At 62.9% G+C, this 18,088-nt stretch carries 16 protein-coding genes; 8 read left to right on the top strand and 8 right to left on the bottom strand.

Annotated elements, in window-relative coordinates; all coding sequences use genetic code 11:
- Window positions 1-4 precede the first annotated feature (4 nt).
- The 3 genes from LG376_RS10720 to LG376_RS10710 all read right to left on the bottom strand — a co-directional run bounded on the left by LG376_RS10720 (window position 5) and on the right by LG376_RS10710 (window position 2,933).
- Window positions 5-1,837, bottom strand: a complete 1,833-nt coding sequence (locus LG376_RS10720; protein WP_225747106.1) for an ATP-binding cassette domain-containing protein — start codon at window positions 1,835-1,837, stop codon at window positions 5-7.
- Window positions 1,838-1,840: 3 nt separating this feature from the next.
- The gene (gene modA / locus LG376_RS10715) at window positions 1,841-2,605 is read right to left on the bottom strand and encodes a molybdate ABC transporter substrate-binding protein (RefSeq protein WP_225747105.1); all 765 of its coding nucleotides are present in this window, start codon (window positions 2,603-2,605) and stop codon (window positions 1,841-1,843) included.
- 67 nt (window positions 2,606-2,672) lie between these two features.
- Window positions 2,673-2,933 carry a DUF2249 domain-containing protein gene (locus LG376_RS10710; RefSeq protein ID WP_225747104.1) on the bottom strand — a complete coding sequence of 87 codons (261 nt, stop codon included), beginning with the start codon at window positions 2,931-2,933 and terminating at the stop codon, window positions 2,673-2,675.
- Between the two features lie 65 nt (window positions 2,934-2,998).
- Between LG376_RS10710 and LG376_RS10705 the strand changes: the two genes are divergently transcribed.
- Genes LG376_RS10705 through LG376_RS10695 form a run of 3 tightly spaced genes read left to right on the top strand, consistent with a single transcriptional unit; the run spans window position 2,999 to window position 6,611 of the window.
- A complete protein-coding gene (locus LG376_RS10705) occupies window positions 2,999-4,078 on the top strand; it encodes a hypothetical protein (protein ID WP_225747103.1) in 1,080 nt (359 codons plus the stop codon).
- Window positions 4,065-5,243: a beta-carotene 15,15'-monooxygenase gene (locus LG376_RS10700; protein ID WP_225747102.1), complete on the top strand. Its 1,179-nt coding sequence runs from the start codon at window positions 4,065-4,067 to the stop codon at window positions 5,241-5,243. Before LG376_RS10705 ends, LG376_RS10700 begins: the two co-directional genes overlap by 14 nt.
- The gene (locus tag LG376_RS10695) at window positions 5,244-6,611 is read left to right on the top strand and encodes a multicopper oxidase domain-containing protein (RefSeq protein WP_225747101.1); all 1,368 of its coding nucleotides are present in this window, start codon (window positions 5,244-5,246) and stop codon (window positions 6,609-6,611) included.
- Window positions 6,612-6,839: 228 nt separating this feature from the next.
- Here LG376_RS10695 and LG376_RS10690 read toward each other — a convergent pair whose 3' ends face one another.
- The 5 genes from LG376_RS10690 to LG376_RS10670 all read right to left on the bottom strand — a co-directional run bounded on the left by LG376_RS10690 (window position 6,840) and on the right by LG376_RS10670 (window position 12,086).
- Window positions 6,840-7,427 (bottom strand): molybdenum cofactor guanylyltransferase, encoded by a 588-nt coding sequence (locus LG376_RS10690; protein ID WP_225747100.1) that lies wholly within the window; start codon window positions 7,425-7,427, stop codon window positions 6,840-6,842.
- The gene (moaC, locus tag LG376_RS10685; protein WP_198492889.1) at window positions 7,427-7,906 is read right to left on the bottom strand and encodes a cyclic pyranopterin monophosphate synthase MoaC; all 480 of its coding nucleotides are present in this window, start codon (window positions 7,904-7,906) and stop codon (window positions 7,427-7,429) included. The genes LG376_RS10690 and moaC overlap by 1 nt, the downstream gene beginning before the upstream one ends.
- Window positions 7,907-7,915: 9 nt before the next feature.
- Window positions 7,916-9,115 (bottom strand): molybdopterin molybdotransferase MoeA, encoded by a 1,200-nt coding sequence (locus tag LG376_RS10680; protein ID WP_225747099.1) that lies wholly within the window; start codon window positions 9,113-9,115, stop codon window positions 7,916-7,918.
- A 10-nt stretch (window positions 9,116-9,125) separates the two neighbouring features.
- Complete coding sequence (gene moaA / locus LG376_RS10675) at window positions 9,126-10,238, bottom strand: GTP 3',8-cyclase MoaA (protein ID WP_225747098.1); 1,113 nt, start codon at window positions 10,236-10,238, stop codon at window positions 9,126-9,128.
- A gap of 66 nt (window positions 10,239-10,304) precedes the next feature.
- Window positions 10,305-12,086 carry a long-chain fatty-acid--CoA ligase gene (locus LG376_RS10670; RefSeq protein ID WP_225747097.1) on the bottom strand — a complete coding sequence of 594 codons (1,782 nt, stop codon included), beginning with the start codon at window positions 12,084-12,086 and terminating at the stop codon, window positions 10,305-10,307.
- Window positions 12,087-12,441: 355 nt separating this feature from the next.
- Here LG376_RS10670 and rho point away from each other — a divergent pair, with 355 nt between their 5' ends.
- Genes rho through LG376_RS10645 form a run of 5 tightly spaced genes read left to right on the top strand, consistent with a single transcriptional unit; the run spans window position 12,442 to window position 18,072 of the window.
- On the top strand, window positions 12,442-14,271 hold the full coding sequence (gene rho, locus LG376_RS10665; RefSeq protein ID WP_225747096.1) for a transcription termination factor Rho: 1,830 nt from the start codon (window positions 12,442-12,444) through the stop codon (window positions 14,269-14,271).
- Window positions 14,264-15,340 carry a peptide chain release factor 1 gene (gene prfA / locus LG376_RS10660; protein ID WP_225747095.1) on the top strand — a complete coding sequence of 359 codons (1,077 nt, stop codon included), beginning with the start codon at window positions 14,264-14,266 and terminating at the stop codon, window positions 15,338-15,340. The genes rho and prfA overlap by 8 nt, the downstream gene beginning before the upstream one ends.
- A 6-nt stretch (window positions 15,341-15,346) precedes the next feature.
- Complete coding sequence (gene prmC / locus LG376_RS10655) at window positions 15,347-16,183, top strand: peptide chain release factor N(5)-glutamine methyltransferase (RefSeq protein WP_225747094.1); 837 nt, start codon at window positions 15,347-15,349, stop codon at window positions 16,181-16,183.
- Between the two features lie 32 nt (window positions 16,184-16,215).
- A complete protein-coding gene (locus tag LG376_RS10650) occupies window positions 16,216-16,884 on the top strand; it encodes an L-threonylcarbamoyladenylate synthase (RefSeq protein WP_225747093.1) in 669 nt (222 codons plus the stop codon).
- A 12-nt stretch (window positions 16,885-16,896) separates the two neighbouring features.
- Window positions 16,897-18,072, top strand: a complete 1,176-nt coding sequence (locus tag LG376_RS10645) for an MraY family glycosyltransferase (RefSeq protein ID WP_225747092.1) — start codon at window positions 16,897-16,899, stop codon at window positions 18,070-18,072.
- Window positions 18,073-18,088: the final 16 nt, after the last annotated feature.

Raw genomic sequence — 18,088 nt, 5'->3', positions numbered from 1 at the left:
AATATTAGTTGGGGTGGACAAAAACGTTTGCTTTAGACACTGTTAAGGATACGATGTTACCCACCCCAACGTCTAAAGCGAACTCGCGGTTTATCGGTACGCACGCCTCTTGGCCGCCCAGATCAACGCGCAGCTGCATCGCCGCGAGGCTGGTGGCCTCGACTGCAAGGACTCGCACCGTCCACTGATTGCACGTCTCCTGCGCGGCGCCAATTGTAGCCGCATGCGGGTCAAAGGTCACCGCCACCTTCTGGCCGGGCGCAAGAGGCGCATGTTCGGTAGTTGCCAAAACAGCAATATCGCCGCACACAACTTCTACCGCGGACGCGCCGATCTCGGTTACGGTGCCCTCGAGGCGGTTAAGACCCGCCAGCGCCGCAACGAAGCCTGTCGGCGGTGCCTCAAGCAGACGCGCGGTTGCGCCGTGGGCCCGGACCTGGCCGGATTCCATGACCAACATGTCCTGCGCCAGGTGCGCAATATCGAGCGCATCATGGGTAACAAGCAGCGTGGTGCGGTCTGCGCGGGCCGCGTGCAAGAAGCGGCGCCACCTCTCGGCGGATTTCACATCGACTGCGGCCAGGGGTTCGTCCACAATCAACACCGCCGGCCGTGCGGCTAGCGCGCGCACCAGCGCCACGTGGGCGGCTTGGCCGCCGGAGAGGGCGGGAACGGGGACGTCGGCAAGCTCGTGCAATCCCGCTGTCGCCAGGAGCTCCTGCGCACGTACCTTATCGCGGGTGACCATGGCCACCGCCTCCACGGCCGTCGAGCGCGGCGGCAACCCCGGCCGCTGGGTGAGCAAGACAACGTCGGCGCCCTCCGGGGAGACCTCACCGCCGCTCAGACGCCCAGCAATGCGCCCCATCAAGGTCGTCTTGCCGGAACCATTCGGGCCCACTACGGCTGTAATGGCACGCGGAGAAAAATCCGTGCGCACCCCATCGACCTTCACGGAGACGGCCGGAACCTCAGCGGGTCGGGTGAGCTCGCGCAGCTTGTCGACGTCGAAGGTGTGCAACTTCCGCGCCCGCGGTTGGTAGTGCCTCCGCCGCAGGACAGGCAAGCCTGCCAGTGCCAGGCATAGTAATGCCAGGCCGATGAGCAGCGCCGAAAGTACATAAGCGCCGTCCGCGTCGACCTCGCGCTCTAAATAAATGCCCAGCGGCATGGTGCGGGTAACACCGGGCTGCGAGCCGGCAAAGGTCAAGGTCGTGCCGAATTCGCCTAGGGATCGGGCGAAGGCTAAGCCGGCACCGGTCGCCAGAGCGGGCGCAATAGAAGGCAGGGTGATTTTGCCGAGTATCTCCCAGCGCCCCAAGCCCACGCCGCGCGCAGAGGCGAGGATTTCCTGGTCTAGCTGGCGCAGCGCCGAATCGACCGACACCACCACAAAGGGCAGCGCCACAAAAGTCTGTGCCATAACGACTCCGGAGAAGGCGAAGGCGAGGCGGATGCCTAGGGCGTCGAGAAGCGGGGCCAGATACCCCTTGCGGCCGAAAGCTGCGGTAAGTGCCAAGCCGCCCACCACCGGTGGCATGGCCAGAGGGAGGTAGACCAAGAGGCGTACTACGGCGCTGCCGCGGCCGAGCTGCTGCACCCACAGGGCCAGGCCCAAACCCAGCACGAGCGCAAGGACCATAGATTGGAAGGCGGCTGCCACTGAGATGAGTAGCATGTCTCGGATCTCGTCGCGCGCGAGGTAGTCGCCGATGCGATCCCACGGCACGCGCAGCCCGAGGGCCGCCACCGGAACAATGATGGTGGCTACCGCAATGAGGCCAATAAGGCCGATGAGCAGCGGGGCTTTGGGGTGAAGGGGCTGGGGTGCGGACATAGCCTACTCCGCCGGGGTGAAGCCGCGGTCGCGCCAGGTGGAAGCAAAGTCAGTGGCCAAAAGATCTAGGACTTCCTGCGCCTCCTTGGGGTGTTCGGCTTCGGTCGTGACTGCGCCGACGATCTGGTTGGCGAATTTTTCCGCCCCAGGAATGGCAATTACTTCGACATCATCGCCAGCTGCGGCGGCATCGGTGGAATACACCCATCCGGCATCGGCTTCGCCCGCGGACACTTTTCCTAAAACGTCCGCTACCTGGCGCTCTTGGGAGGAGGGGTGAACGTCGAGGTGCTTGTCATCGATGATCTGAGAGGAGATATCGCCGCAGGGTACCTGCGGATCACAGAGCACAAAGTGGCGGGCGCGGGAAAGATCCTGCAGCGAGTGAATATTGGCCGGGTTTCCCTTAGACACCACCATGACCATGACGTTGGTGGCAAGCACCTTAGGTTTGGTGACGGTGCCGTCTTCTACTGCTTGGTCCATGGTTTTCTTGGACGCCGTTAGGAGAAGATCTGCTGGGGCGCCCTCGCGCAGCTTGCTCACGAGATCGGAGGAGCCGCCATTGTCAAAGCTCAGATTCATTGGCGGCTCGAGCTGGCCTGCGCGCTGAGTGAGTTTCTCATTGATGACGCGGGTGGAGGACGCAGCCAGAACATTAAGCGTAGGAGCATCCGCGTCCTGGGCGGAGGTCGTTGACGTTGGGGGAGCGCAGGATGTAAGGGCGAATGCGATGGCGGCGAGGAGTGCGGCGGCGCGCTTCTTCATCTGCGGAGGGCTCCTTCTACAGCGGAGAGTGTGACCTAACCAGGATAGCCCTCCGCCCCGCCAAGGTTTAGCTCACGCGGGTGAACTTGATGTGGAAGTCGTTTTCTTCTTCCTTGAGGTAATCCAGCTCGAAGCTCTCCTCGCGAGCCTCGACCTCCCTGAGCAGTGGAACTGGATTATGCGGCGCGATGAGGATCATGGATTCGCCAACGTTGAGGGTGCCCAGCGCGCCGTGGATGGCGCCGTGGCGAACGGCGTGCGGAATCTCGGAGGCATTCAGAGTTGGGATGGAGTGTGGCTTATTGGCATCGGAAATGGGCAGTTGCATTGCGAGTGGTCCTTTCTTAAGGGGGCAAGTTTCGCTCTGCTACCAATATTAGTACGATAAAACCCGTGCAAAATAATAGCGTGGCGCATCGCTTCATCTTCCTCGCCTTCGCAGGCTTATCGCTGCTGGTAGGCCTAGCTGCGGGCGCCACTCTATTGGGGCTGACCGCCACCCCTGGTGCGTCCTTTGCCGCCGACCACGGACCGCTCATGGTCTTCGGCTTCGTGGGCGGAGCCATCGGACTGGAGCGCACCGTTGCTGTGCGCACCTCGTGGGCATGGGCCGGGCCCGTATGCCACGTCGCCGGTGTGCTGGGTATTCTCGCCGGCCTGCCGCGTGCGGTCCCCGCAGTGTGTTTTGCTGCCGGCTTCCTTGTGCTTGGCTTCATTTACGTCACCATTTATCGCCGTCAGGCGAGCCTCGCGATCCTGGTGCAGGCAGCTGGCGTTATCGGGGGAGTAGCAGCCGCCGGCCTGTGGGCCATGGGCCCGGGGTTCGCCGCGGCGATGCCGTTGTGTGTCCTCTACGCCGTGGCCACCATCATTGGCGAGCGCATGGAACTAGCCCGCGTCACCATGGCCGGAACCCGCGCCGAAAACCACCTGACCCTCCTAGTTCTGGGGCTTGCAGCGGCCAGCGTCATCTACGTGCTTTCCCCAGCGGTGGGCTATCGCGCCATGGGCCTGGTGCTCATTGCCATCGCTGCGGCCACCGCGCGGGTAGACGTGGCCAAGAATCTGGTGCGCTCTCACGGCCTGCCGCGCTATTCGGCAGTGTGCATGTTGGCCGGCTACGGCTGGCTCGCCCTCGGCGGTTACCTCTGGCTGCTGCACGGACAGTCCACCGGCTTTGCCTATGATGCCTCAGTGCACGCCATCTTCTTGGGCTTTGTCATGTCCATGATTTTCGCGCACGCTCCCATCATCATCACCTCCGTTATTCGCCGCCGGTTGCCGTACCACCCGGTGCTGTATGTGCCGGTGGTGCTCTTACATGGCGGCCTCGCACTGCGCATCCTTGCCGATTGCGCCGAGCACACCACTGCCCTCTACACCGGCGGGGTGGTTACGATAATCGCGGTGTTAGTTTTTCTCGCTTGCGGCATTGCCTTGACCGGAAAGGAGGCGCGCCGTGCGCATTCATGACGTATCCCTAGCCGCGCGCGGCCGCTGGCATACCTTGAGCGCCGCCATGATTGGCCTGTGGATCCTAATTGGCCTCGGCCTGCTCATTGCGGGATCCTTGGGTGCTCCTGTGGTGTGGTGGGATATCATCCACCCCTTCACCATTGGTGCGCTGACCACGGCAATTATCGTCTTTTCCACCCATTTCACTGAGGCGTTGACCCGGGCTGCGGGTGGGGACTACCGGGGCGTCGGCAGTCGCGTGGGCCTAGTGCAGCTCGGGCTAATCCTGCTGCTCATTGATAGGGCGGGGTATGACTGGGGCCCGCTTGCCGACGCCGCCTCTATACTCATCATCGCCGCCCTCATCTGGCACCTGTGGTTCGTCGCGCGGCGCCTGCGTGGCTCATTGTCTGGTTCTTTTGCCGTGACCGTGCCTTTTTATATCGCGGCGGCCGTGTTCATGATTGCCTCCGCGGTGCTTGTCATCCTCAGCGGTAATGGGGTAGGCGAGTATTCCCTCCTCGTCAGCGCCCACTCGCGCGGCATGATCTGGGGCTTCGCGTGGCTTACCGTCATCGGCACGGTGGTCACGTTGCTCCCCACGCTATCGGCCACCGCGATATCGCCCACCGCCCGCGCGCGGTGTACTCGCGCGCTCATCGTGCACTGTGTTGGCCTGTCCTTGGCTATGGCGCTGTATGCGCTGGGCCTTACCCGCGCCGCAGGCGTGGCCCAACTGCTCGTGGTTCTCGCGGCGGTGCTCGTCATCCAGCCGGTGCTTGCCACCGTCATGGGGCGCTCGCCGCGGCTGACCACCGCCACCGTGGCTGTTATCGCCGGCCTGCTGTGGATGTTGGCGCTGTGTGCCGGTGACGCCATTTCCGCAGCGGTGGGCGCCTACCCGCGCACCATCACGCTGGTTTTGCTGCCTGCCTTCCTCGGTGCCGGCCTTTTGCAGTTGGTTACCGGTGTCCTTCACCACTTGCTACCCATCCTTACCGGCGCACGCCCTGATACTACCGAGCGCACCGGCTACGCCCGTCTGCTGCTCATCAACCTGGGCGGACTGCTGACATTGCTGGGCGCTAGCGCCGCCGGGCTTATCATGATGGGGATAGGCCTTGCCGCCAACGTTTTTGCCGTCGGCCGAGCCAACTACCTACAGAAAAGACTGGAGAGTTAAATGCTGAGCGTTTCTTCCTCACAACCTGCGGGAAAACCTGCGCCGAAGGATTCATCGTGGGCCTCGTGGCTGCTCATCGGCATCGCGCTGGCGGCGGTCATCGCGCTCGCGGTGGTCAACTCCACCGGCAAGGGCTCGGAGTCTGCCGCACCGGTCTCCTCTGGCGAAACGCAGACCATTGACGTGGGCGTGGATGGTATGGCCTTTACCCCCTCGTCCATCGACATCGAGCCCGGCACCCACCTGGTGGTCAACTTCACCAACTCCGGCGACCAAGTCCATGACCTTAAGATTGGCGACGCCGAAACCGGCCGCGTTGACCCCGGCGAGACCGTCCAACTCGACGCCGGAGTCATCGACTCCTCCGAGGAAGGCTATTGCACCATCGCCGGCCACAAGATGCAGGGCATGACCTTCCAGGTCAACGTGGGAGGCGGCACCGCTGCGGGACATGACCATGCGGTGTCCTCAGCTAGCAATCCGCACGTAGACGTGCCAACTGCCGCCGAACTCGGCGCACAGCGCGACGATTTTTCCGCCTTTGACGCCACCTTGCAGCCGGCCGCTGAGACGAAGATGCACAAAGAGACCTGGACGATGACCGAGGAAGTCGTGGAGGTCGCCCCCGGCATCAAGCAGATGCGTTGGCTCTTCAACGGCCAAGCCCCGGGGCCCACCCTGCGTGGCAAGGTGGGCGATAAGTTCGAAATCACCATCAAGAACGAGGGCTCCATGGCCCACTCCATTGACTTCCACGCCGGCGAGGTCAACCCAGATAAGACCATGAAATCCATCCAGCCGGGCGAGGAATTGACCTACAAGTTCACCGCGAACCGCTCCGGCATCTGGATGTATCACTGCTCCACGATGCCCATGTCCCTTCACATCGCCAACGGCATGGCCGGCAATGTCATCATCGATCCGCCGAACCTCAAGCCCGCTGACGCGGAGTATAACTTCATGGCTACCGATGTCTTCCTGGGCGAGGAATCCACCGGCGCCGACGCCCAGCGCGTTGCCGACGGCCGCTTCGACCTGATGGCCTTCAATTACTACCCTGGCCAATATGACGCAGAGCCCATCAAAGCCAAGGTAGGCGATACCGTCCGCTTGTGGTTGACCAACTTAGGCCCCGACCAGCCGCTGAGCTTCCACGTTGTGGGCGAGCAATTCGATACCGCCTACAAGGAAGGCGCCTACCTCATCAAGAATGAGGACTCGACCGGCTCGCAAGCCCTGGACCTCCTCCCGGCGCAAGGAGGATTCGTCGAGATGACCTTCAACGAGCCCGGTACTTATTCCTTTGTCAATCACATCATGACTAACGCGGAGAAGGGCCAGCACGGCAAGTTCATCGTCACCGAGTAGCCCTCCCGCGGTTCGGCCCCTCCCGCCCTTTGCGCTCACCAGCGACCGTTCGTGGTCACATTTGGTGCCCACCGTGAGCGCGAAGGGCGGGTTTCTGTATTGACGCGAGATCGTCCACCCTTCGCGCTCACGGAGGCGGCGATTTCGCGCTTGCTGCGGCTCTCAGTGAGCGCGAAGGGTTGGGAGGTAGCCGCTCGTCCCTTGGCGCTCACGGGCGGAGGCGGTTGGTTAGGTCAGCGGCTGCCGGTGAGCGCGAAGGGCGGTGTGGGGAGTGAACGCAGGAAGCTCGCGCAGCTCCGCGCGGGTGTCGTAGTCGCGTTCGGCGCCGGTGCCGGGAATCTCGATGAAGTTGGCGCCATGGATGAGGCGACGGACGGAGACGTTCCGCGCCGTAGGAAGAGATTCGAGCTGAGCTTGGAGCGCGGGAGCGCGCCAGAGGGAACACAGCGGCTGGAGGTAGCCGTCGGCGGCGCGGGTGAGTACGGCATCGGCCGTGGAGGAGGCGAGGGTCGAGCGCAGACGGGGAAGCAGTAGCGGCGAATCGGGGGCATCCACGGCGAAGAGGGCGAGCTCGGAGCAGTGGGCTAACGCCTGGGTGCCGGCCGCGATGCCGGCGACTGGACCACCGTAGAGCGGTGACTCGCACACCTGGGGCACGCCGAGGCGATGCGGGGAGACAGCCACGGTCGGGGTGCCGTAGGGAAGCTGGGCGAGCAGGCGGTCGATAAAGCGCGTGCCGTGGACAAAAAGGGAGGCCTTATCGGCGCCACCCATGCGCCTGCCGTGGCCGCCGGCGAGGATGACCGCGCCGAGCATTAGGACTCCGGGAGGGTGCGGGACCAGTCCCCGGAACGGCCGCCGGATTTCGCCACGATTCCGCAGCGGCGGATATACGCGGAGCGGTCCACGCCCTTGACCATGTCGATGATGGCGAGCGCGGAAACGTTCACGGCCGTCAGAGCCTCCATTTCCACGCCGGTGCGGTCGGCGGTGCGGACGGTGGCGGAGATGGACACGTGGTCGTCGGCAAGCGTGAGCTCGACTGCGCAGCCGTGTACGCCGATGGTGTGTGCCAAGGGAAGTAGCTCGGGGACCTTCTTGGCGGCCGAAATGCCGGCGATGCGGGCAACGGCGAGGACATCGCCCTTGGGCACGGTGCCATCGCGCAAGGCGGTCATGACTTCCGGGGAACAGGCTACCTCGCCCTCAGCGGTGGCGGTGCGCACCGTGGGCTGCTTCTCGGTGACGTCGACCATGTAGGCGGCGCCGTCAGAGTTCAGGTGGGTAAATTCCATGGTTACTCCTTAATACAGATAAACGGTGATGTCCTCGCCCATGGCCGGCGGCTCGGAGTCAATGAGGCAAAAGCCATTGGTGCCGGCCAGCGACACGATGCGGTGACTGCCGTGGGGCAGGTGCGAGGTGATGGCGGGCGCTGCCTGAAAGTCTACGGTGACGGGAACAATGGTCGGCCGTCCGCGGGAGGCGGGAAGGGGCGAATCCACCCGGGCGCGCAGGTTGACCCGCTGGCGTGGCGCGGGGTGTCCGGACAGTGCGGCGATAAGTGGCCGGGCATAGAGCTGGAAATCGACGAAGGCCGCTACGGGGTTGCCGGGCAAGCACAGCACCGGGGTGTCATTCCACAGCGAGTAGCCCTGCGGGGCGCCCGGGCGCTGATCGACGTGTCCGAACCACGCGGAATCCGTGCGCCCGAGTACGGTGTGGACGACGTCGAAGGCGCCGGCGGATACCCCACCTGAAGTGATGATGAGGTCGTGGGAGGGGGCTAGCTCATCTAGCGCAGAGGCGAGGTCCGCAGGGGCATCACCCACGTGGACGTGTGCGTCTGCACCTGCAAGGGCAGCGAGCATCGGGCCATTGGAATCCGGTAGTTGGCCGGGGGCGAGCTGCGCGGGGGAAGAGACGAGTTCTTCGCCGGAAGAAATGACCGCGATGCGCGGGCGGCGAAAGGCCGTAACGGTATATACACCGGCGGAGGTGAGCGCGGCGATGACGGCGGCATCGATAAGCGTGCCGGCGGTGGCGACTGGCGCGCCGGGCTGGATGTCCTCGCCAGCGGGGCGAATATGCGACTTGGTGGGGGCCTCCGTAATGGTGACCTCGTCCGGAAATGCTACCGGGCCGGCCGGGGTGGTGGTGTTTTCCACGGGAACGACGAGCATTCCTGCGGTATCGGCCACGGGGGCACCGGTCATGATGCGCACGGCGTGGCCGGCGGGCACATCGATGGGAGCCGCGCCGGCGGGTACATCGCCGGCGACGGGGAGGGTCCATGGCGCGGAGGAGGAAAGATCCGCGGCATGGACGAGGAAGCCATCCATCGCCGAATTGGCCTGGGGCGGCACGGGGAAGCGCGCGGTGGCGTCGGCGGCGAGGACGCGGCCGATGAGGGAGGCGTCGACAGGCGCGGACTCGGCCGGTGGAGTCGAAGCCAGCGCGAGGACGGCATCGAGGTGCGCGGAGATGCTGCGGGGCGTGGACATAAGACTCAGGTTAGCCGCCAATGGCGGACATCGGACGGTCAGGTTGGAGAAAGCCCTCGTCATCAATGCCGTGACCGGGCTTTTTGGTCCACATTTCCCCCGCCCAAGCCTCCATGATCTCTGCATCGCTCGCGCCGGAGCGCAGCAGGTCCCGCAGCGGGGTTTCGGAATTGCCAAAGAGGCAATTGCGAATGGCGCCGTCGGTAGTAAGGCGGGTGCGGTCGCAATCGCCGCAGAAAGGGTGGGTGACCGAGGCAATGATACCCAGCGTGCCGTGCGTGCCATCCGGAGCGCTGACCTCCCACAGGGCGGCGGGGGCGGAACCGCGTGGTTCGCGTGCCGGCGCCATGGAAAAGTGGGTGCGCAGTCGGGCGAGGATATCTTCGGCCGTGACCATGTCCTCGCGGCGCCACTGCTCGCGGGGCCCGAGCGGCATCTGCTCGATGAAGCGGAGCTGGGCGCCGTGGTGGACGGCATAGTCCGCCAGCGGAACGATGTCTTCTTCGTTGACCCCGGGCATGACCACGGCGTTGATCTTGATGGGGTGCAGGCCCGCGGCATCCGCGGCGGCGATGGCCTGCAACACGTGGTCGAGCCGGTCGCGGCGGGTGAGCGCGGCGTAGCGCTCGCGGTCGATGGTGTCGAGCGAGATATTGATGCGGTCGAGCCCGGCCGCGGCGAGGGCGCCGGCGCGCTTTTCTAGGCCAAGCCCGTTGGTGGTCAGCGCGGTGGAAGGGGCGCGACCCTGGTCGGTGCGCAGCTCCTTGGTCGCGGCAATAATCTTCTCCAGCGACTTGCGCAGCAGGGGCTCGCCGCCAGTAAAGCGCACTTGGCGGATGCCCAGCTTGCCGACGCCTATGCGGATCAGCCGGATGGTTTCCTCATCGCTCAAGGTTTGCTCTGTGGGCATCCACTCCAAACCTTCGGCCGGCATGCAATAGGTGCAACGCAGGTTGCAGCGATCCGTGAGGGAGACGCGCAGGTCACGGGCTTGGCGTCCATAGCGATCCAGCAGTGCGCGCGTGCCATCAGCGGCTGGTGCAGGTAGATCCGCCGGCGGTTTCGCTCGGCCTACGGTAGGCAGGGGCAAGGAAACCACGGGCTGCTGGGAGGAAGAGGTCATTGGTGCCAGTCTAAGAGAGGGGACGAGGTACACCAAGCTGCAACGGCGACTGACGCGAATTTATTCCTAGTTTTCCCGGCTTAAATCGGCGGCGCCGGTGACGTCGAGCCGCTGGGATTCACCCGGGCCCTTGAGCCGGATGATGTTGTACTCGCCCTCTGCCAGGTGGGCGCGCAAATCTTTCTTATCGAACTTGCCCACGGATGTCTTATCGATGGACTTCACAAAGGTCCAATACTCCGGCAGCATCCAGCTCGGCAGTTCCTTGCGCATGCTGGCGCGCAGGCGCTCTGCGGTTTCGATCGTGGGCGAGGCGCCCTCGGCCAATACTGTGACGGCGAGTGGGCGCTCGACCCATTGCTTATCGGGGTAGCCGATGACGGCGGCCTCGACGACAAGCTCGTCGGACATGATGAGGTTTTCTAACTGCACGGAATAGATCCATTCGCCGCCGGAGCGAATGACATCGCGGGCGCGGTCCTCCACGGTAAGGAAGCCGTCCTTGGTAACAGAGCCGACGTCGCCAGTGCGCAGCCAGCCATCGGCGGTGAACTTATCCTCCGCGGCCTCGACTTGCTTGCCGCGGAATTCGGAGGCGACTTCGCCCGGCTCAGCGGTGGGCGAGTGGTAGTAGGAACCGGTGACCAGGTTGCCGCGCACCTGCAGCTCTCCGGCATTGCGGTCGGTGCGAGCGACGACTTGGCCGTCGTTGACCACGCGGTATTCCAGTGAGGCGGGGATGCGGCCTTGGGATACGCGGTAGGCCCAGCGGGTATCGCCGGAGGCGCCCTGGGGTGGGCGGGCAACGCTGCCCACGGTGGAGGTTTCCACCATGCCCCACACGTGGACCACATCGACGCCGTAGCGCTCTTCCCACATCTTGATCAGCGTCGGCGGGACGGGGGAGCCGCCGGCGTAGATCTCGGTGAGCGTCATGCGCTCTGGAGGGTGGTGCATGTAGTGGACAAAGAGCTGAATCCAAATGGTGGGCACGCCGTGTGCCACGCGCGGAGAGGTAGCGGCGATGGCTTTGGCTAGGGTGGGGGCGGACACATCGGCGTCGGGAAGCACGAGCGGAGTTCCGGTCATGAAACAGGTGAAGGGAACGCCCCAGCTGAGCACGTGGCAGATAGGAATGCAGCACAGGAAGGTCTCGCCGTGGGTAATGCACAGCGAGTCTGAGGAACGCAGCTGCATGGCCTCCAAATAGAGAGACCGGTGTGAATACAGCACTCCCTTGGGTGCGCCCGTGGTGCCCGTGGAATAGCACAGCGCCGCGGCCGTGCGCTCATCTAGTTCGGGCCAGTCATAGACGGTAGAGCGGCCGTCGATAAGAGCCTCATAGGAATACACCTCGACCCCGCGGGGGAAAAGGTGAGCAAACTGCTGCGCTGGTTGGGCGCCGGTGATGATGACGCTTCCCACGGAGTCGGTGCCCACGAGCACCTTGCCCAGCTGCTGCGCCAAGCGGGGATCGCACACGATGGCGGAGATTTCCGCATGGTTAATAATGTGGCGGATCTGGTCATTCATCAGCTGCTTATTCAGCGGGGCAAAAATCGCGCCCTTGCAGGCGGTGCCGAACATTACCTCCAAGTGCTCGGCGCAATTCCACATAAAGCTGCCCACGCGCTCATCGCTGGTGATACCCAATTCATCGTGAATGGCGTGGGCGAACGCGGCGGCGCGGGCAGCGATATCGCGGAAGGTAACTTCCTCGGCCGGATCGAATTCTGAGCCGGTGCCCTCACCGTGCCAGGTGGTAACCGTGGTGTCCCCGTGTACCGAGGCACCGTATTCCAAAATGCGGGTCAGGGAGAGGGGGATATCCATCATCGTGGAAAGCATGCCTCTACTGTAGCGGTGTCATGGTGCGGGCGTTGCTCCCTATGCGTTATACTTGTTTGCGACTGGTAGGAAACCGGAAAGTTTTAGCTCCCCTTTCCTATGCATTCGGGCCCAGAGAAGTATTTTTGCCCGCAGTCGTTTCTTGATTTCTTCCGGTTCGTGCACTCGCTGTGCGAAGTCTCCACAAGGACACGGAAGAGGCCTCATACTTATTGCCCGGCAGGACGCGCATGCGCCTTGGCACGAGGGCGAGAAGTCCTAGAAAAATACACATTGGCTTCCAGTGCAACGCCGCGAGCATAGGCTGCGGCGGCTCCCGCATAATCGGACCTGGTCAAGCAACGAAAGGATATCCGTGAGCGAAACGGACAACACCGCAGCACAGGATCTTGCATCCCTGAAGCTGCCGGAATTGCGCAAAATGGCCGCAGAGCGCGGCCTACGTGGTGTCTCTGCCCTGCGCAAGGGGGATCTCATCACCGCCATCAAAACCGGAAAGGTTCCGCCTAAGGCCAAGGCCAAGGTGGAAAAGGCGGAGAAGGCAGAGAAGCCTGAGAAAGCAGATAAGCCGCGGAAAAAGGCGCAGGAAGATGCGCCGCAGAAGGCGGAAAAGCAGGAAGAATCCGGCGAGAAGCAGGATAACCGCCAGCAGAGCTCTGGCGAGGAGCAGCGCTATGAATCGCGCTCCCAGGCCCGCCGCGCTCGCCGCAACCGCGCCCGCCGCCAAGAGCGTCAGGAGCGCCAAGAACGGCAAGAGCGCGAGGAGCGCAACCGCAACGAGGAGCAGGGCGGCGCTAAGGACAACCGCGGCAATAACTCCCAGGATGGCTCCGATAATCAGGGCGAGAAGAATGACCGCGGCGAAAATAAGCAGCGCGGCAACCGCCACGAGGACAACAATAACCACGAGCGCGGCAATCGCCGTGGGCGCCGCAACCGCCGCAACCGCCGCGGCCGCGGAAATAACAATGACAATAATGGCGGCAATGATTTGCAGGTCCGCGAGGGCGATGAGCTGCAGGCTGTCGGCGGCATTTTGGACGTCGTAGACAATAATGTCGCTTTCCTGCGCACCACGGGCTACCGCGCCGCGGCTTCCGACGTCTTTGTCAACAACGGCATCGTCCGCCGCCTAGGCCTGCGCTCTGGTGACGCCATTACCGGTCAGGTCAAGGTTTCTGGCCCGACGCATACGCACGGCAATGGCCGCAACCGCCGCAAGTACAACCAGCTGGTACAGGTCGATACCGTCAATGGCATTGATCCGGAAGGCGCAAAGCAGCGCCCGCACTTTAATAAGCTGACCCCGCTGTACCCGAATAAGCGCCTGCGTTTGGAAACGGATCCGAAGATCCTCACCACCCGCGTCATTGACCTCATCATGCCGATTGGTAAGGGCCAGCGCGCGCTTATCGTCTCCCCGCCAAAGGCCGGTAAGACGACGATTCTGCAGAATATCGCCAACGCGATTTCTACCAATAACCCGGAGTGCTACCTCATGGTCGTCCTCGTAGACGAGCGCCCTGAGGAGGTTACGGACATGCAACGCTCCGTCAACGGTGAGGTAATTGCCTCCACCTTTGACCGCCCGCCATCAGAGCACACCTCCGTGGCGGAGCTGGCTATCGAGCGCGCCAAGCGCCTGGTGGAGCAGGGCAAGGACGTCGTGGTCTTGCTGGATTCCATTACCCGCCTCGGCCGCGCTTATAACAATTCCTCCCCGGCTTCTGGCCGCATTCTCTCCGGCGGTGTGGACTCCAATGCGCTCTACCCGCCAAAGCGTTTCCTGGGTGCCGCCCGCAATATCGAAGAGGGTGGTTCGCTGACGATTATCGCCACCGCCATGGTGGAGACTGGCTCTACCGGCGATACCGTCATCTTCGAGGAATTCAAGGGCACGGGCAACGCCGAACTAAAACTGGACCGTGGCATTTCCGAGCGTCGCGTCTTCCCGGCCGTAGACGTCAACCCGTCCGGCACCCGTAAGGACGAACTGCTGCTCGTTCCAGAGGAAGCACGCATCATGACCAAGCTGCGTCGCATCCTCTCCGCCCTGGACTCCCACCAGGCCATTGACCTGCTCATTAAGCAGCTGAAGAAGACCCGCTCCAATGGCGAGTTCTTGATGCAGGTGGCCTCCTCGGCCCCGATGGCTGCGGATAAGGATGAAGAAGATTATGTCTAATCAGGTTTCGCTCGTTGATGACATCGTGTCCGAGTACCAGGGCATTGAGATGCAGATGGCCGATCCGGAAGTAGCCGGCGACCAGAAACAATTCCGCAAGCTCTCCAAGCGCTACGCGGAGCTGCGCCCCATCATCATGGTTAATGATGAGCTCACCCAGGCGCGCGAGGATCTCGCTGATGCTAAGGAGATGGCCTATGAGGACCATGACTTCCAGGAGGAAGCGGACCGCCTAGAAAAGTCCGTGGAGAGCTTGGAAGAAAAGCTCGCTGACCTGCTCGCGCCGCGCGATGAGCAGGATTCCGAGGACATCATTATGGAAATCAAGGCCGGCGCAGGCGGCGAAGAAGCGGCCCTCTTTGCCGGCGACTTGGCCCGCATGTACGAGCGTTATGCGGACAAGACGGGCTTTAATTGGGAGGTCTTGGGCCTCAATGAGTCCGATTTGGGCGGTGTGAAGGATATGACCATTTCCTTCCGCTCCAAGTCCCCGTCGCGCGATGGTGCATGGTCCGTATTCAAGTTTGAGGGCGGCGTGCACCGCGTGCAACGTGTTCCGGTTACCGAGTCCCAGGGTCGCATTCAGACCTCTGCCGCCGGCGTGCTGGTCTACCCGGAGCCGGAAGAGGTCGAGTCCGTCAATATCGATGACAAGGATATTCGCGTCGACGTCTACCGTTCTTCCGGTAAGGGCGGTCAGGGCGTGAACACCACCGACTCCGCGGTGCGTATTACCCACCTGCCTACTGGGCTTATCGTGACCTGCCAGAAGGAGCGTTCCCAGATTCAGAATAAGGCGCGTGCGCTGCAGGTTCTGCAGGCCCGTCTGGATCAAATGGAGCGCGAGGCCCGCGAGGCTGAGGCCGGCGAGCAGCGGGCCTCTCAGGTGCGCACCATGGACCGTTCCGAGCGTATCCGCACCTATAACTGGCCGGAAAACCGCATCACGGATCACCGCATTGGTTACAAGGCCAATAACTTGGATTCCGTGTTGAACGGTGACATGAATGACCTTATTAAGGCCCTGCAGGACGAAGAGCGCGCTGAGCGCCTCGAGGCCGAGGGGTAAACCAGCGTGGATAACACGTATGGACGGGCGCTGCGCCGCGGGGTGCAGCGCCTTCGTGCTGCCGGGGTGGCCAGCCCTGAATGGGATGCACGCATCATGGCCGCGCACCTAATCCACTGCGGCCACATGGATATCCCGCTCGAACAGTCTCCTATGCGCGGCTTCGACGTGGCCTTTGATGCGCTGCTTCGCCGCCGGGAGGCCCGCGAGCCTTTGCAATACGTACTTGGCAGCGCCTGGTTCGGCCCGCTGGAGCTCAAGGTGGGCCCGGGCGTGTTTATCCCGCGGCCGGAAACCGAGGTTATGGCGGACTGGGCGGTGCGCAATGCCGAAGGCCCGCGGCTGGTTGATTTGTGCACCGGCACGGGCGCGTTGGCGCTCTACCTCCACCACTATCTGCCTGACACGCAGGTGAGGGCAGTTGAGCTTGCCGACGCCGCACTGGCCTACACCCAAGCCAATACCCATAACACCGGGGTAGAGGTCATCCAGGCCGACGCCACGGCCGACGATACTTTGGCGGACTGGAATGGGACCGTGGACCTCCTTGTGACCAACCCGCCCTACGTGCCGGAGACCCCGGATCTTGAACCGGAGGTATATCACGACCCGCATAACGCGGTCTTCGCCGGAGCGGATGGGATGGGGGTCATTACCGGCCTTATTCCGACCATTGCGCGACTTGTGCGCCCGGGCGGCAAGGTGGTCATCGAACACGACGATTCCACGAGCGACGCCGTACAAGCCGCATTGGCCCGACACGGCGGCTTTGAACAGATCGCCGCGCTGCAAGACCTGACAGGAACGCCTCGCTTTGTCACTGCGGTGCGCGGGGTAGACTAGGACACCATTGAGGGCAAGAAGGGGAAAAGATTATGCAAGGAAAGATTTTTAACTGTGCCGATGATGCCGAGCGCGAAGAGGGCATGAACATTGCGGTCAAGGCTGCGCAATCCGGCCGCCTTGTGGTCATGCCCACCGATACGCTCTATGGCCTCGGCTGCGATGCCTTTGATAATGATGCCGTAGCCAACCTCTTGGCCACCAAGCAACGCGGCCCGGATTTGCCGGTACCGGTATTGGTGGGTTCCTGGGATACCGTTCGCGGTCTGGTTGCTTCCTATACCGATACCGCGCGTGACTTGGTGGAGGCCTTCTGGCCCGGTGGTCTGTCCATCGTCGTTCCGCAAGCGCCGTCCCTGCCGTGGAACCTCGGCGATACCCGCGGCACCGTGATGCTGCGCATGCCGTTGCATCCCATTGCCATCGAGTTGCTGCGCGAGGTTGGCCCCATGGCTGTCTCCTCTGCCAATATCTCTGGTCACCAGCCGCCGACCACGGCGCTTATGGCCAAGCAGCAGCTTGGTAAAGCCGTGACGGTTTACTTGGATGGGGGAGAGACGGCCGTTGGCAAGCCGTCGACCATCATTGATCTCTCCGGCGAGCGCCCGTACCTGCTGCGCGAAGGAGCGCTCTCGGCCGAGGAAATCGGCGAGGTTATTGGCGTCGACGCGCAGACCCTGCGAACCCGCCCACAGGCTTAAGGGGGAATTCGCGTGAGCGGCAGTGGTGTCCCGCTGCGCGAGCTGGCCCTCGTCATCCTCGTCGCAGCAGCATTTTCGTATCTCACCACCGGTGTGGTGCGCTCGTTTTTGGTGCGCACCGGCCGTTTGGCGGAGATTCGGCTGCGCGACGCCCACACACAGCCCACCCCGCGCATGGGTGGGGTGGCCATGTTTACCGGCTTCGTGGCGGCGATATTCCTCGCAGCCCAGCTTCCAGCCTTGACTCGGGGATTTATGCCCGTTACTCCGGAGATGAATGCGGTGCTGTGGGCGGCCCTGGCGCTCGTGCTTGTCGGAGTGGTTGATGACTTGGTGGAACTGAGTGCGATAGTGAAGCTTTTTGGCCAGCTCTTTGCAGCCACCTTGATGAGCGGGCTGGGCCTTACCTGGACGCTGCTTTTCATCCCTTTTGGCGGCGGTACCACGGTAGTCCTCGACCAATTGCAAAGCACCCTGCTTACCGCATTTTTTACCGTTCTGCTCATCAATGCCATTAACTTTGTTGACGGCCTCGATGGTCTAGCGGCCGGCCTTGGCATGATTGCGGGCGGGGCAATTCTGGTGTTTTCTTTGACGGTTCTCCACGACCAAGGCGGTGCAGTCTCGGCCTACCCACCGGCCATCATCAGCGCTGCCCTGGTGGGAATGTGCGCTGGATTCTTGCCGCATAACTTCGAACCGTCTCGCATCTTCATGGGCGATTCTGGCTCGATGCTTATTGGACTCTTGCTCGCTGCGGCCTCGACTTCCGCGTCTGGCAAGATCAACATGTCGCTTTATGGCACGGTGGACATTGTCGCCTTGATGTCGCCCATCATTGTGGTGGTCGCAGCGGTGTTTATTCCAGTCCTGGACCTTGTCTGGGCTGTGATTCGCCGCCTGTCTCAAGGCCGCTCGCCGTTTGCTGCAGATAAGGCGCACATCCATCACCGCCTACTCTCGCTCGGCCATACCCACCGCCGGACTGTGCTGGTCCTTTACCTGTGGGTCTCCGCCGTGGCCTTCGGCGCGGTGTCCTTTTCCATCGTGCCCGCGCCGGTGGCCATTGGCGTCACCATCGTTGCCTTGCTCTTGGCGTTCGCGGCGACCCTGGTACCTTTGCGGCAAGGAAAGATTGGCCCCGCTGTGCGGGAGACTGTCGTGGTGAAGGAATCCGAGCCCACGTGAGGTAGGGTGTGTAGCC

The organism is Corynebacterium sp. Marseille-P4611, assembly GCF_916618765.1.
In the GTDB taxonomy this organism is placed as follows: domain Bacteria; phylum Actinomycetota; class Actinomycetes; order Mycobacteriales; family Mycobacteriaceae; genus Corynebacterium; species Corynebacterium marquesiae.
Note: the sequence above shows the minus strand (reverse complement) of the source record. Positions and strands in the feature narration are given on the sequence as shown.

Coding starts and splice junctions, on each gene's coding strand:
- LG376_RS10690 (WP_225747100.1), bottom strand. CDS start 7,427: ATGCTCGGCGCGGTCATCCTCGCCGGCGGCCACGGCAGGCGCATGGGT.
- LG376_RS10695 (WP_225747101.1), top strand. CDS start 5,244: ATGCTGAGCGTTTCTTCCTCACAACCTGCGGGAAAACCTGCGCCGAAG.
- LG376_RS10720 (WP_225747106.1), bottom strand. CDS start 1,837: ATGTCCGCACCCCAGCCCCTTCACCCCAAAGCCCCGCTGCTCATCGGC.
- LG376_RS10710 (WP_225747104.1), bottom strand. CDS start 2,933: ATGCAACTGCCCATTTCCGATGCCAATAAGCCACACTCCATCCCAACT.
- LG376_RS10670 (WP_225747097.1), bottom strand. CDS start 12,086: ATGCTTTCCACGATGATGGATATCCCCCTCTCCCTGACCCGCATTTTG.
- LG376_RS10650 (WP_225747093.1), top strand. CDS start 16,216: ATGCAAGGAAAGATTTTTAACTGTGCCGATGATGCCGAGCGCGAAGAG.
- prfA (WP_225747095.1), top strand. CDS start 14,264: ATGTCTAATCAGGTTTCGCTCGTTGATGACATCGTGTCCGAGTACCAG.
- LG376_RS10680 (WP_225747099.1), bottom strand. CDS start 9,115: ATGTCCACGCCCCGCAGCATCTCCGCGCACCTCGATGCCGTCCTCGCG.
- moaC (WP_198492889.1), bottom strand. CDS start 7,906: ATGGAATTTACCCACCTGAACTCTGACGGCGCCGCCTACATGGTCGAC.
- moaA (WP_225747098.1), bottom strand. CDS start 10,238: ATGACCTCTTCCTCCCAGCAGCCCGTGGTTTCCTTGCCCCTGCCTACC.
- modA (WP_225747105.1), bottom strand. CDS start 2,605: ATGAAGAAGCGCGCCGCCGCACTCCTCGCCGCCATCGCATTCGCCCTT.